The following is a 13738-nucleotide window of genomic DNA, read 5'->3' as shown; positions in this document are numbered from 1 at the left end:
ATAAACCGAATGCAGGTTACCGAAACCCTCAATGAAGGCCTGAAGCGCAAGCTGAGCGTCACCATTCCGGCCACCGACCTCAACACGCGTCTCGACGCCAAGCTCGAAGAGCTTAAGGGCCAGGCCAACATCAAGGGCTTCCGTCCTGGTAAGGTGCCGCTGTCTTACATCCGTAAGCAGTTTGGTCGTTCGGCCATGTCCGAAGTGATGACCGACGCGATCAACTCGTCCGTGTCCTCGACGCTGGACGAGCGCAAGGAGCGCGCTGCCGCCCAGCCCAAGGTTGACCTGCCCGAAGATCAGACCGTCATCAATGACGTGCTGGACGGCAAGGCCGACCTGGCGTTTGAAGTCGAATATGAAGTTCTGCCGCCGGTCGAGTTGATGAAGCTTGAAGGCGTCAAGCTGACCAAGCCGGTGATCGAGATCACCGAAGAAGAGATCACCGCCGAAGTGAACCGCGTGTTCGCCCAGAACCGTGGCTACACCGACAAGGGTGACGAAGGCGTCGTCGAGACCGGCGACCGTCTCGGCCTGTCGTTTGTCGGCAAGATCAAGGGCAAGCCCTTCGATGGCGGTACCTCCGATCACGCTCACCTCACCGTTGGTGCGGGTGAATTCATCCCGGGCTTCGAAGAGCAGCTCGTTGGCATGAAGAAGGGCGAGACGCGCGAGATCGACGTCACCTTCCCCAAGGATTACCAGAGCGAAGAACTGGCCGGCAAAAAGGCCCAGTTTGAAGTCACCATCCTGCATGTCGACGGCCCGAATGCCGGCGAGCTGGATGACGAGTTCGCCAAGCGTCTCGGCGTCGAAAACCTCGCTGCCATGCGCGATGCGGTCAAGACCCAGATGGAAGCCGCTCTCGCCTCCATGAGCCGCCAGCACATGAAGCGCCAGATTCTCGATGCGCTTGATGATGGTCACAAGTTTGACGTTCCGGCCCAACTGGTCGAAGCCGAATTCGCCACCATCTGGCAACGCGTCGAGCACGAAGTGCAGAGCCATGGCCGGTCCTTCGAAGATGAAGGCACCACCGAGGAAGCCGCTCGCGAGCAGTACCGCAAGATCGCCGAGCGCCGCGTGCGCCTGGGTCTGGTGGTCGCCGAGATCGGCAACCAGAACGACGTGAACGTGACCGACGAAGAGCACCAGCAGGCGCTGATCGCCGAAGTCCGTCGCTTCCCCGGCCAGGAACAGCAGGTTTACGACTACTACCGCAAGAACACGCAGGCCCTCGCTGGCCTCCGCGCTCCGGTGTTCGAGAACAAGGTCGTCGATTTTGTCGCCGAAAAGGGCGAGATCACCGAAGCCAAGATGAGCCGCGAAGAACTCGCCAAGCTGATCCAGGCCGACGAGGACGACGTCCCCGAAGAGCACCACCACTAAGGTGTTCTGCCGCTGAATTTGAAGCCGCCCAGAAATGGGCGGCTTTTTGTTTTGTGCTGCCTGAGCCTGTTGAGAGTGTCCCCATGACCACCGCCCCCGCCGATATCCTGCTTACGCCCCGCCAGATGAGCGAGGCCGACCGTCTGGCCGTGCAGGGCGGCGTCAAGTCGCTCAAGCTGATGGAGGCCGCCGGCAAGGCCGTCGCCGAGGCGATCACCGAGCATTATTATCAGCGCTCGGTGCTGGTGCTATGCGGGTCCGGCAACAATGGCGGCGATGGCTTCGTGGTGGCGCGCCTGCTCAAGCAGAAGGGCTGGCCGGTACAATTGCGCCTGCTTGGCCCCCGCGAAGCGCTCAAGGGCGATGCAGCGGCCATGGCCGAGCAGTGGAGCGGTCGCATCGAGGCGCCAAGCCCCAGCGATCTTGAAAGCGCCGATCTGGTGATCGACGCGCTGCTCGGGGCCGGGCTCGACCGCGATGTGGATGGCGAACTCGCCACCATGATCGAGGCAGTCAATGCCAGCGCGCGCCCGGTGGTCAGCATCGACGTGCCCAGCGGCATTGATGGCGCCACCGGCGCCGTGCGCGGCACCGCCATCATCGCCGATATGACCGTCACCTTCTTCCGACTCAAGCCGGGCCATCTGCTGCAGCCGGGTCGTGACCGCTGCGGCGAGGTGGTGCTGGCCGAAATCGGCATCCCCGAAGCCGTGCTGGAGCCGATTGCTGCTACCGCCTGGCAGAACACGCCCAATCTGTGGGCCCTGCCGGTGCCCAGTAATGCCGGCAACAAGTTCCATCGCGGCCACTGCCTTGTCGTCTCCGGTGGCCCGCTGAACACCGGCGCGGCGCGCCTGGCCGCCATGGCTGCTTTCCGCGTCGGTTGCGGGCTGGTGTCGCTGGCGGGCTCAGAGGCGGCGCTGATGGTCCATGCGGCCCATGTCACCGCCATCATGCTCAAGCCCGCCGCTGACGCCCCGGCGCTGACGGAATTGCTGTCCGACAAGCGCATCAACGCTGTGGTCATCGGTCCGGCCGGCGGCGTTGGCGAGGCCACCCGCAACAATGTGCTGGCCGTTTTGGCCTCCGGCGCCGCCACCATGCTCGATGCCGACGCGCTGACCAGCTTCGCTGACGATTCCGCCACCCTGTTTGCCGACATCAAGGCCAGCGCCGCTCCGGTGGTAATGACCCCGCATGAGGGCGAATTCCAGCGCCTGTTCGGCGACGTTCCCGGCGGAAAGCTGGAAAAGGCCCGCGCCGCCGCTGCCCATTCCGGCGCCATTATCGTGCTCAAGGGCAGCGACACGGTGATTGCCAGCCCCGATGGCCGCGCCGCCATCAACGCCAATGCGCCGGCATGGCTCGGCACCGCCGGCTCCGGCGACGTGCTAGCCGGCATGATCGCCGGACTGATGGGGCAGGGCATGTCGGGCTGGTCCGCCGCCTGCGCCGGCGTCTGGCTGCACGCGGAAGCCGCTAACCGGTTTGGTGGCCCGGGCCTCGTCAGCGAGGATTTGCCGCTGCTGGTGCCGGGGGTGCTGGCGAGTTTGTAAGGGCCTCGGGGGCGCTCAAGCCCGAGGGTGATGCGTGGTGGTTGGGTTGCTACCGCCAGCGCACCATCAGCCGCTCCAGCCCATGGAAATGATACACGTCGTTATACCGCGGCTCTTCCGCCAGTCGCAGCTTCGGCAGGCGTCGGAACAATTCTCCCAACGCCACCTGGAGTTCGATCCGCGCCAGCGGGGCGCCGATGCAGAAGTGGATGCCTGCGCCAAAACTCACATTGGCGCCGTCGCTGCGGAACGGGTCAAAGCGATTGGCCTGGGCGAAGCGGGCCGGGTCACGATTGGCGGCGCCCAGTAACAGCCCCACCACATCGCCCTTGCGCAGTGAAATCCCTTCATATTCAAGATCTTCCAGCGCATAGCGGGTAAACATGTGCAGCGGCGCGTCGAAGCGCAGGCATTCTTCCACGGTTGCCGCTGTCTGCGTTTCGTTGGTAAAAAGCGTAACCGGATCGATACCGCTTTCGAGGATGGATTTGACGCCATTGCCGGTGGTGTGCACCGTCGCCTCATGGCCGGCATTGAGCAGCAGGATGGCGGTGGACATCACCTCTTCGTCGCTCAGCCGGTCGCCGCCGCGATCCGAAGTCAGCATGTGGCTGAGCAGGTCTTCGCGCGGCTGGCGGCGGCGTTCGGCGATCACCACGCGCAGAAAATCCATGAAATCGCTCGATGCCTGATTGGCATCCAGCTCGGTGTCATGGCTCACCCCGAACATATACATGGCCACCATGCGGTTGGACCAATTGAGCAATTGCGGGGCGCTGTCGGCCGGCAGTCCGATCATCTCGGCGATGATGATGGCCGGGAGCGGGGCTGCGAAAGCCTTGATCAGGTCGACGCTGTCATCATTCTCAAAGCCGTCGATGATCTCGTTGGCGAGCCTGACGATGCGCGGCCGCAATTGCTCGACATGGCGTGACACGAAGGCCCGGTTCACCAGCGTACGCAGTCGCGTATGGGACGGCGGCTCCAGATTGAGCAGGGAGTGCTTCTCGGTCAGGTCGAAGGCGGGGGTGTGCGGTTTGGGCGCGGGCATGCCCAGCTCTTCGCGGCTTGCCACATGCAGGATTTCGCGGCCAAACCGCTTGTCGCGGAGCAGGGCGCTGACCTGTTTGAAGCCGGCAAAGCACCAATGCCCATACTGGTCCCAGAAGAAACTGGGGTTGCTCGCATGCAACTGGTCATAGAACGCATAGGGGTTCTGGTAGAATGCCTGGTCGCGCGGTTCGGCGCTGGCGCGACGGTTTTCGGGCACGTCGGTGATGGGCTTGAGCTGAACGATGGCGGCCATGGGCGATGCAAAACCGGACTGAAAAACAACGTCCGACATTACGAGGTCACAAAGCCATTGCAATCGGCCGCTTGCCCTCCCGCCAAAAATCGCTAGTGGAAGGGCAACGAGCCAAGGAGTGCCCCAAGTGAGCGACCTCACCCTGAGCCAAGCCATCGACAACATCTACGCCTCGATCAAGAACGATAACGAGGATCTGGACGCCCATATCGCCGCGCTCAAGGCCGCCATGGCCCGCGAAGGCGCCAAGGAAGCCGTGTTCGAGCCGACCAAGCTGGCCCAGTCCAATCGCCAGGGCCGCAAGATCATGCAGTCCTACTTCAAGAAGAAGGGCGTGGCGGTCAGCTTCTCAGCTTAGGGGATCGCGTGGGCTGCTGCCCGCGCCCATTCACCCTTCCGTCAGATCGGCGACCCCGGCTATTGAAGCAGGCCCCATTGCCGCCTATCTGTGGCTTTACCGCCCATTAAGGCGAACTAGTCTGCTATCGACCGTCGCGTTGATTCGAAATTCGGCATGATTCCAACGCTCCGACATAGGCGTTCGGACCGGGGTCATGTTCCATTCTGTACGATAACTGCTGGCCAGGTCCGCGACACGGCACAGCGAAGGGGCATCACATGCGGGATCCGCACGATATTTACATGAATACGCTCGTGCCCATGGTGGTCGAGCAGTCCAATCGGGGCGAGCGCGCTTTCGACATTTACTCGCGCCTGCTGCGCGAGCGCATCATTTTCGTCACCGGTGTGGTCGAAGACAACATGGCTTCGCTCATCGTGGCGCAGCTGCTGTTCCTCGAATCGGAGAACCCGAAAAAGGAAATCGCGCTCTACATCAACTCGCCCGGTGGCGTCGTCACCTCCGGCCTGTCGATTTATGACACGATGCAGTTCATCCGTCCGGCCGTCGCCACCATGGTGATGGGGCAGGCGGCGTCGATGGGTTCGCTCCTGCTGGCCGCTGGCGAGCCGGGCATGCGTACCAGTCTGCCGAACTCGCGCATCATGGTCCACCAGCCTTCCGGCGGCTATCAGGGTCAGGTCACTGACATCATGATTCATGCCAAGGAAGTCGAGGGTTTGAAGCGTCGTCTTAATCAGATCTATGAGAAGCACACTGGCCGTACATACGAGGAAATCGAGCGGGCTCTCGAGCGCGATAATTTCCTCTCGCCGGAGGAAGCCAAGGCGTTCGGTCTCATCGACAGCGTCTATGAAAAGCGCATCGTGCCGGACGCTGCCAGCTGATTGGCCTGCGTTAAGCACATTGCCGATGCGCCGTGGACTGTGATCCGCGCGCAATTGCACCAAGCCGGATCGGTCTTTAGGATCGTTCCGGCTTAGACTTTGTTTATGCCTTCAGCGTTACCGTTCACGATAGCGCTGAATTTTGGGGGCACTCTGCTCCCGGGAGTGACAGGATGTCCAAAGAGACAACGAACGGCGAAACCTCCAAGAACACGCTTTATTGCTCGTTCTGCGGGAAATCCCAGCATGAGGTTCGCAAGCTGATCGCCGGTCCGACCGTGTTCATCTGTGATGAGTGCGTCGAGCTGTGCATGGACATCATCCGCGAAGAGAACAAGACCTCGATGGTCAAGTCCTCCGATGGCGTGCCGACACCAGCAGAAATCTGCAAGGTGCTCGACGATTACGTCATCGGTCAGTACCGCGCCAAGCGTGTGCTGTCCGTGGCCGTCCACAACCACTACAAGCGTCTGCACCACTCGTCCAAGAACCAGGATATCGAACTCTCCAAGTCGAATATCCTGCTGATCGGGCCGACCGGTTCGGGCAAGACGTTGCTGGCTCAGACGCTGGCGCGCATTCTTGATGTGCCTTTTACCATGGCCGACGCGACCACCCTCACCGAGGCTGGCTATGTCGGTGAGGATGTCGAAAACATCATCCTCAAGCTGCTCCAGGCGGCAGACTACAACGTGGAAAAGGCGCAGCGCGGCATCGTCTATATCGACGAAGTCGACAAGATTTCCCGCAAGTCCGACAACCCGTCCATCACCCGCGATGTGTCGGGCGAAGGCGTGCAGCAGGCTCTGCTCAAGATCATGGAAGGCACCGTGGCCTCGGTTCCCCCGCAAGGTGGACGGAAGCACCCGCAGCAGGAATTCCTGCAGGTGGACACGACCAATATCCTGTTCATCTGCGGCGGTGCCTTTGCGGGGCTCGAAAAGATCATCTCGGCGCGTGGCGAAGGTTCAGGTATCGGCTTTGCCGCGACCGTGAAGGACCCCAATGATCGTCGCGTCGGTCAGATTCTTGCCGATGTCGCTCCCGAAGATCTGGTCCGTTTCGGCCTGATCCCGGAATTCATCGGCCGTCTGCCGGTGCTGGCGACCCTGGAAGATCTCGACATCGCGGCGCTGATCGAAATCCTGACCGCGCCGAAGAACGCTCTGGTGCGTCAGTACCAGCGGCTGTTCCAGATGGAAGAAGTCGAACTGACCTTCCACGAGGACGCTCTCAAGGCGATCGCCGAGAAGGCCATCGAACGCAAGACCGGCGCGCGCGGCCTGCGCTCGATCATGGAAGCCATCCTGCTCGACACCATGTACGACCTGCCTTCGCTTGAAGGCGTTGAGGAAGTGGTGATCAGCGAGGAAGTGGTGCGGGGCAAGGACATCCGTCCGCTCTACATCTATTCCGAACGCAAAAAGGAAGACATCCCCGCGGGGGCATGATCGACTTTCGATAGAATTGAAAATGCCGGGCCCTTGGGTCCGGCATTTTTGTTTGTGGGGAGCCGCGTTAGGCCGCAGCCTGCGGCCGGGGTCCCACATAGACCGACATCGGGCGGATCAGCCGGCCGTCCAGCGCCTGTTCGCTGGCATGGGCGATCCAGCCACTCACCCGACCGGCGGCGAAGACGCAGGTAAAGGCGTCGCGGGGAAAGCCGAGGGCTTCGAGCAGCAGCGCGGTGTAAAATTCCACATTGGTTTCCAACGGCCGGTCCGGCTTTTTGCGCCGCAGCAGATCGAGCGCGGCCTGTTCCACGGCTTCGGCCAGGGCGAGGCGCGTCGGTTCGATAGCGCCGGATGCCGCCAGCCGCCGCACGGCGCTCTTGAGCGCGTCGGCGCGGGGATCGCGGACGCGATAGATGCGGTGGCCGAACCCCATCAGCCGCTCCCCGCGCGCCAGCGCATCGTCCAGCCAGGCGGCGGCATCGTTGGGCTGACCGACGCCGTCGAGCATATCCAGCACCGGGCCGGGCGCCCCGCCATGCAGCGGCCCCTTGAGTGCGCTCAATGCGGCCAGAACCGCTGACGCCAGCCCCGCCTGGGTCGAGGCGACCACGCGGGCGGCGAAGGTGGAGGCGTTCAGCCCGTGGTCGGCCACGGTCACCAGATAGCAGTCGAGCGCGGCAACCTGCTCCGGGCTGGGCATGGCGCCATGCAGCATGCGCAGGAAATCGGCGGCATGCGGCAGGGTAGCGTCCGGCGCGATCGGGGACAGCCCCTGCCGCAGCCGTAGCAGGGCCGCGGTGAACACTGCCGGCGCCGCCAGCAGGGGCAGCGCAATTGCCATGTCATCGCCATCGGGCAGGCGAGCCATCAGCGCCCGCAGGGCGTCCACCGGCGGCAGGGCGACCAGCGCGGCATCAGCAGTCGCCACATGGGCGAACAGGCCCGCCCTGGCCGCGCCTAGCGCCGCCGGCAGGTCGGCGGGCAGTGTCAGGAAGCCATCGAGCAGCAGGCGCACCACGTCCTCATAGGCGCTGCCCGCCACCAGCTCGTCCAGCGACACCCCGCGCACGATCAGCCGACCATGGGCGCCATCCACGTCCGACAGCACCGTTTCGGCGGCCACCACGTTTTCCAGACCACTCTTCATCACACTCTCCTTTGGCTGTTGTTGCAGCATTCAGGCGTGCTAACATTGACGTCAATCTTGACCATTTGGATCAATGTCATGGACTGGCTGACCGCCACCGAAGCGCTGGCGCTGCTCGGCACCCAGCCGCAGACGCTGTATGCCAATGTCAGCCGAGGCCGCATCAAGGCCCGGTCGGACCCGGCCGATAGTCGCCGCAGCCTCTATCGCGGCGATGACGTGCGACGGCTGGCGCAGCGTGGCGCGGGCCGGCGCCAGCAATCCGCCGTGGCGGTGGCGACGATGCATTGGGGCGAGCCGGTGCTGCAGTCGGCAATTTCCACCGTCGTTGAGGGTCGTCTGCTCTATCGCGGCCGCGATGCGGTCGAGCTGGCGGCCACGGCAACGCTGGAAGAAATCGCCGCGCTACTGTGGGACGCGGCTCCGCTCGGCCAGTTGCCAGCGGCCGCTGCCGGCGACGCCAGCATCGGGGCGGCGTTTGCCGCGCTGGCCGGTCGCGCCGCTATCGATCCACCCAGCCTGGGGCGGTCGCCTGCCGTCCTGCAGCAGGAGGCGGCTGCCATCCTGTCCATCGTCGGCGCTGCGCTGACCGCCAGTCCGTCTGGGGCTGACCCGCTCCATACGCGGCTGGCCGCAAGCTGGGGCTGCCCGGCGGCGGCGGATACGCTGCGCCGCACCCTGGTGCTGCTGGCCGACCACGAACTCAACGCCTCGACCTTTGCCGCCCGTGTCACCGCTTCAACCGGGGCTTCACTGGCAGCGGCAACGCTGTCGGGGCTGGCGGCGCTGACCGGGCCGCTGCATGGCAGCGCGGCCACCGCTGTGCTCGCTCTGGCTGATGACGCGGCGCGCGACGGCGCCGAAGCCGCGGTCATGGCGCGGCTGGGGCAGGGCATGCCGGTCCCGGCTTTCGGCCATCCGCTCTATCCCGATGGCGATACCAGGGCGCAGCATCTGCTGGCGCAAATGCCGGTGCCGCCGCTGTTCGCCGCGCTGGCCGAGGCAGGCGAGCGGATCACCGGCGATCGCCCCAATATCGACTTTGCCCTCGCCGCGCTGACCGTAACTCATGGCCTGCCGCGTCAGGCGCCCTTGCTGATCTTCGCCCTGTCACGCTGCGCCGGCTGGCTGGCGCATGCGCAGGAGCAGGCCGCCAGTGGCGAGCTGATCCGGCCCAGGGCGCGCTTTGTCGGGGGCCGGACATGAGGGGGCAATGGGGCCCAAACCGGCGGCAAAGCTTGACAATACCATGCTCGAGCGGGCTTCATGCCGGGCTGGGAGGGGGCCGTGGCTAAGCTGAGCGTCGAACAATTCGCTGATGTCACATCGATCCTGTTTGCGGCGGCGCTCGACCCGGCGCGGTGGCAGGATTTTCTGGATCGGCTGTCCACGCATATGGGTGTCGTCAATACCCACCTCTACGGCTACGACTTTGCGTCCAATCTGGGACTGGACCTGCTCCATCACGGCTACGCCCCCGAATTCATGCAGAGCTACCACGAGCATTACGGCACCCTCAACGCCTGGGCGCCGGGGCTGGCCAAGACGCCGGTTGGCAAGGTGGTGACCTCGGCCCAGTCCTTCCCCGAGGAGGAACTGTTCAAGACCGCATTCTACAATGAATGGGTGCTGCCCCAGGGCGATTTGCGCACCGGGGCCGGGGTTATTCTGGCCCGGGACGAATCTCGCTTCTTCGTGCTGGGCGGCAATATGAGCCAGCGCCACGCTGGCCACGAGCAGGACTTTTTCGACACGCTGACCCTGCTGACGCCGCATATGCGCCGCGCCCTCGAAATCAGCCGGACCATGTTCAATGAAACCATCCAGGTGGTGGCCGGCCAGAAATTTTCCGGCCAGTCGAGCGGCGGCGCCCTGCTGGCCCTGACCACGACGCGGCAGGTGATCTATGCCAATCCTGCCGCCCAGGCGCTGGCGGAAATTGGCGCGACCTTGCGCTTCAGCGCTCTCGGACGACTGCATTTCGTCGATATGGCGGCTGACAATGTGCTGCAGCAGGCGCTTGATGCCATGGCGCAGCGGCGGGGCGCCCCATCTGCCAGCCTGCAGTTGCGGCATCCGCATGGCGGCGTCACGCAGGTGCGCCTGGCCCGTATCGAGAGCGACCGGTTGGGCTTCATGCCGCTGGGCATGGCCAGCGGTTCCGGCGAACCGCATCTGCTGATCTCGCTGTCCCCGCCGCCCGACACCGCCAAGAGCGACGAGTTGCTGCGGCACGGCTTTGGCCTGACCGAGAGCGAAATCCGGGTTGCCGGCCTGATTGCTGATGGCCTCACCTCGCGCGAAATTGCCGACGCCCGCCAAGTGTCACTGCACACGGTGCGCGACCAGATCAAGGCGGCGCTGGCCAAGACCGGTTCACGCCGCCAGATCGAGCTGGTGCGGCTGTTGCAGAATATCCGGGGCGCTGCGGCAGAAGCGTAGCCATTCTGCATGCAGGGCACACAGGTGTTTCCGGGCTATTGCGCATATCTCCTGTGCGTTCTCGGGTTAACCGTCACAATACCGCGAAGCTTGACTTGCGTCCCCGCCAGACGGACCTATTTATTAACCGGAATCAGCTCAGCCTCGATGCTGAAGCTGTCTACAACGGGCGCGCATCCTCCCTTCCTCCCGCGCGCCCCGGAAAGGATACGAGATGACGGACGTCAATCCCACGGGCGGCGAATCCAGCCGGGATCGCGTTTACCCAGTGCTCCCGCTGCGCGATATCGTCGTTTTCCCCGGCATGATCGTGCCGTTATTCGTTGGCCGTGAAAAATCGGTCAAGGCGCTTGAAGAGGTCATGCGCGACGACAAGCATATTCTCGTCGTGACCCAGAAGAACGCCCAGGACGACGATCCCGCGCCCGACCAGATTTATGCCACCGGCACCATTGCCACGGTGCTACAGCTGCTGAAACTCCCCGACGGCACCGTCAAGGTGCTGGTGGAAGGCCTGCATCGCGCGGTCATCGACCGCTATCTGCAGACCGTCGATTATTTCGAGGCCGAGGCGTCGATCCTGCCTGAGCCCGCAGAAGACGCGACGGAGCTCGAAGCCTTGTCGCGCTCGGCCTCCACCGAGTTCGAAAACTATGTGAAGCTCAACAAGAAGATCTCTGCCGAGGTCGTCGCTGCGGTTGGGCAGATCGAAAACCACTCCAAGCTGGCCGACACCATTGCCAGCCATCTGGTGATCAAGATCAACGAGAAGGAAGATTTGCTCTCGACCATTTCGGTCGCCGAGCGCTTCCAGAAGATTCTTGGCCTGATGGAAGGCGAAATCGGCGTCTTGCAGGTAGAAAAGCGTATCCGTAGCCGCGTCAAGCGGCAGATGGAGAAGACCCAGCGCGAGTATTATCTCAACGAGCAGATGAAGGCGATCCAGAAGGAACTGGGCGACGGCGAAGAAGGCTCCAACGAGATCGCCGAGATCGAAGAGCGCATCGCCAAGACCCGCCTCAGCAAGGAAGCCAAGGCCAAGGCCGAGGCCGAACTGAAAAAGCTCAAGTCGATGAGCCCGATGTCGGCCGAAGCCACCGTGGTGCGCAACTATCTCGATACGCTGCTCGGCCTGCCCTGGGGCAAGAAGAGCAAGGTCAAGCGTGACCTGGCCATGGCCGAAAAGGTGCTGGACGAGGATCACTATGGGCTCGAGAAGGTCAAGGAACGCATCCTTGAATATCTGGCTGTGCAGGGCCGTACCGGCACCCTTAAGGGGCCGATCCTCTGCCTCGTCGGTCCTCCGGGCGTCGGCAAGACCTCGCTGGGCAAGTCGATCGCCAAGGCGACCGGCCGCGAGTTCGTGCGCATGGCGCTTGGCGGCGTTCGGGACGAAGCCGAAATCCGCGGCCACCGCCGCACCTATATCGGTTCCATGCCCGGCAAGGTGATCCAGTCGCTCAAGAAGGTCGGTAAATCCAACCCGCTCTTCCTGCTCGACGAAATCGACAAGATGGGCCAGGACTTCCGGGGCGATCCGTCCTCGGCGCTGCTGGAAGTGCTCGATCCCGAGCAGAACCACACCTTTGCCGATCACTATCTCGAGGTCGATTATGACCTGTCCGATGTGATGTTCGTCACCACGTCGAATACGCTCAACATTCCCGGCCCGCTGATGGACCGCATGGAGATCATTCGCCTGTCCGGTTACACCGAGCAGGAGAAGCACGCGATCGCCAAGCAGCACCTGATTCCGGAAACGTTGAAGGAAAACGGCCTCGCCCATGGCGAGTTCGAGCTGAGCGACGAAATGCTGACCGCCTTGATCCAGCGCTACACCCGTGAAGCGGGCGTGCGTAACCTCAAGCGCGAAATCGGCAAGCTGATGCGCAAGGCCGTGACCGAGATCGTCAGGACCAAGGTCAAGACCGTGGTTATCGATGAAGAGAAACTCACCAAGTATCTCGGCGCCGATATCTACACGCATGGCGAGATCGAAGCCGAAGCACAAGTTGGTCTGGTGACGGGCCTGGCCTGGACCTCGGTTGGTGGCGAGCTGCTGACCATCGAAGGCGTGATGACGCCGGGCAAGGGCCGCATGACGGTCACCGGCAACATCAAGGAAGTGATGAAGGAATCGCTGACCGCGGCAACGGCCTATGTCCGTTCGCGCTCGATCGATTTCGGCATCAAGCCGCCGATGTTCGACACGCGCGACATCCACGTCCATCTGCCCGAAGGCGCGACGCCCAAGGACGGCCCATCGGCTGGCATTGGCCTGGCCACGGCCATCGTCTCGGTGATGACCGGCATTGCCGTGCGCAATGACGTCGCCATGACCGGCGAAATCACGCTGCGGGGCAGGGTGCTGCCCATTGGCGGCCTCAAGGAGAAGCTGCTTGCGGCCCTCCGGGGTGGCATCAAGACCGTGCTGATCCCTGAGGAAAACGTCCGCGATCTCGCCGAGATTCCGGACATCGTCAAGGAAGGCATGGAAATCGTGCCAGTCAGCCGCATGGACCAGGTCATCGAGCGGGCGCTGGTGCGCAAGCCCGAGCCGATCGAGTGGAACTTCGATGAAGCCGCCGCCGCTGCGACCGCCAAGGTCGACACGACGGACGACGCCACCACCGGCCTGCCGCACTAAGCGGGCTGCTGGGTATCAAATAGAAACGGCGGTCCCTCGGGGCCGCCGTTTTTTTGTTTCCACCCACCGGCGCCCCCTCGCCCCTTGTGGGAGAGGGACAGACCTGACGCGTTCAGCGGAAGGTCAGGGTGAGGGGGGGCTGCGCCTCCCCATGATCTAAGCGTAGCAAAGCCCCCTCATCCGCCCTTCGGGCACCTTCTCCCACAAGGGGAGAAGGAAGGACCACCCAGCGCTACTCCGGCAATCCCGGCGGCAGGTCGCCGAGGCGCAGCAGCACCTTGGGCTCGTCATAGGTATCGGTTTCGATATCCACGGCCTGCGAGAAGGCAAAGACACCGGCCCGGCTGGTGGCCATCCGTTCGGCCAGGATGATAGCCGCCTCCGCTGTCTTGGCCGTTCTGGGCTGGTCGGGGGTCAGCTTACGACCCCGGAGCTGAAAGCCCTGCACGATATAGACGACGGCCATGATTTCCTCGCGGTTCTGATGGCCAGCCCTAGCATGGTTGCGACCACGACAAGGCAAACCAAATGCGCTCGGCGCCGCTGCTG

11 protein-coding genes are annotated in these 13738 nt (G+C 63.4%); 8 read left to right on the top strand and 3 right to left on the bottom strand.

Going from position 1 to position 13738, the window contains the following annotated elements:
• Window positions 1-9: 9 nt before the first annotated feature.
• Window positions 10-1389 carry a trigger factor gene (gene tig / locus ACX3OZ_RS00505; RefSeq protein WP_459103626.1) on the top strand — a complete coding sequence of 460 codons (1380 nt, stop codon included), beginning with the start codon at window positions 10-12 and terminating at the stop codon, window positions 1387-1389.
• Between the two features lie 83 nt (window positions 1390-1472).
• Window positions 1473-2945 carry an NAD(P)H-hydrate epimerase gene (locus ACX3OZ_RS00500; RefSeq protein WP_459095376.1) on the top strand — a complete coding sequence of 491 codons (1473 nt, stop codon included), beginning with the start codon at window positions 1473-1475 and terminating at the stop codon, window positions 2943-2945.
• A gap of 49 nt (window positions 2946-2994) precedes the next feature.
• On the opposite strand, the gene ACX3OZ_RS00495 is transcribed toward ACX3OZ_RS00500, so the two are convergent.
• Complete coding sequence (locus tag ACX3OZ_RS00495) at window positions 2995-4251, bottom strand: cytochrome P450 (protein WP_459095377.1); 1257 nt, start codon at window positions 4249-4251, stop codon at window positions 2995-2997.
• Between the two features lie 127 nt (window positions 4252-4378).
• On the opposite strand from ACX3OZ_RS00495, the gene ACX3OZ_RS00490 reads away from it, so the two are divergent.
• The 3 genes from ACX3OZ_RS00490 (at window position 4379) to clpX (ending at window position 6950) form a co-directional block, all read left to right on the top strand.
• Window positions 4379-4609 carry a hypothetical protein gene (locus ACX3OZ_RS00490; RefSeq protein WP_459095378.1) on the top strand — a complete coding sequence of 77 codons (231 nt, stop codon included), beginning with the start codon at window positions 4379-4381 and terminating at the stop codon, window positions 4607-4609.
• A 260-nt stretch (window positions 4610-4869) separates the two neighbouring features.
• Entirely contained in the window at window positions 4870-5499 is a 630-nt protein-coding gene (locus ACX3OZ_RS00485; RefSeq protein ID WP_459095379.1) for an ATP-dependent Clp protease proteolytic subunit, read from the top strand.
• 173 nt (window positions 5500-5672) lie between these two features.
• Window positions 5673-6950: an ATP-dependent Clp protease ATP-binding subunit ClpX gene (gene clpX / locus ACX3OZ_RS00480; RefSeq protein WP_459095380.1), complete on the top strand. Its 1278-nt coding sequence runs from the start codon at window positions 5673-5675 to the stop codon at window positions 6948-6950.
• A gap of 67 nt (window positions 6951-7017) precedes the next feature.
• Here clpX and ACX3OZ_RS00475 read toward each other — a convergent pair whose 3' ends face one another.
• Window positions 7018-8100: a citrate synthase/methylcitrate synthase gene (locus ACX3OZ_RS00475; protein ID WP_459095381.1), complete on the bottom strand. Its 1083-nt coding sequence runs from the start codon at window positions 8098-8100 to the stop codon at window positions 7018-7020.
• Window positions 8101-8178: 78 nt separating this feature from the next.
• Here ACX3OZ_RS00475 and ACX3OZ_RS00470 point away from each other — a divergent pair, with 78 nt between their 5' ends.
• The 3 genes from ACX3OZ_RS00470 (at window position 8179) to lon (ending at window position 13189) form a co-directional block, all read left to right on the top strand.
• On the top strand, window positions 8179-9306 hold the full coding sequence (locus tag ACX3OZ_RS00470; protein WP_459103827.1) for a citrate synthase: 1128 nt from the start codon (window positions 8179-8181) through the stop codon (window positions 9304-9306).
• An 81-nt stretch (window positions 9307-9387) separates the two neighbouring features.
• Window positions 9388-10542: a helix-turn-helix transcriptional regulator gene (locus ACX3OZ_RS00465; RefSeq protein ID WP_459095382.1), complete on the top strand. Its 1155-nt coding sequence runs from the start codon at window positions 9388-9390 to the stop codon at window positions 10540-10542.
• A gap of 214 nt (window positions 10543-10756) precedes the next feature.
• The gene (gene lon / locus ACX3OZ_RS00460) at window positions 10757-13189 is read left to right on the top strand and encodes an endopeptidase La (RefSeq protein ID WP_459095383.1); all 2433 of its coding nucleotides are present in this window, start codon (window positions 10757-10759) and stop codon (window positions 13187-13189) included.
• A gap of 232 nt (window positions 13190-13421) precedes the next feature.
• On the opposite strand, the gene ACX3OZ_RS00455 is transcribed toward lon, so the two are convergent.
• On the bottom strand, window positions 13422-13655 hold the full coding sequence (locus ACX3OZ_RS00455; RefSeq protein WP_459095384.1) for a hypothetical protein: 234 nt from the start codon (window positions 13653-13655) through the stop codon (window positions 13422-13424).
• Window positions 13656-13738: the final 83 nt, after the last annotated feature.

The sequence above is a fragment of the Devosia sp. A369 genome (assembly GCF_054489345.1).
Note: the sequence above shows the minus strand (reverse complement) of the source record. Positions and strands in the feature narration are given on the sequence as shown.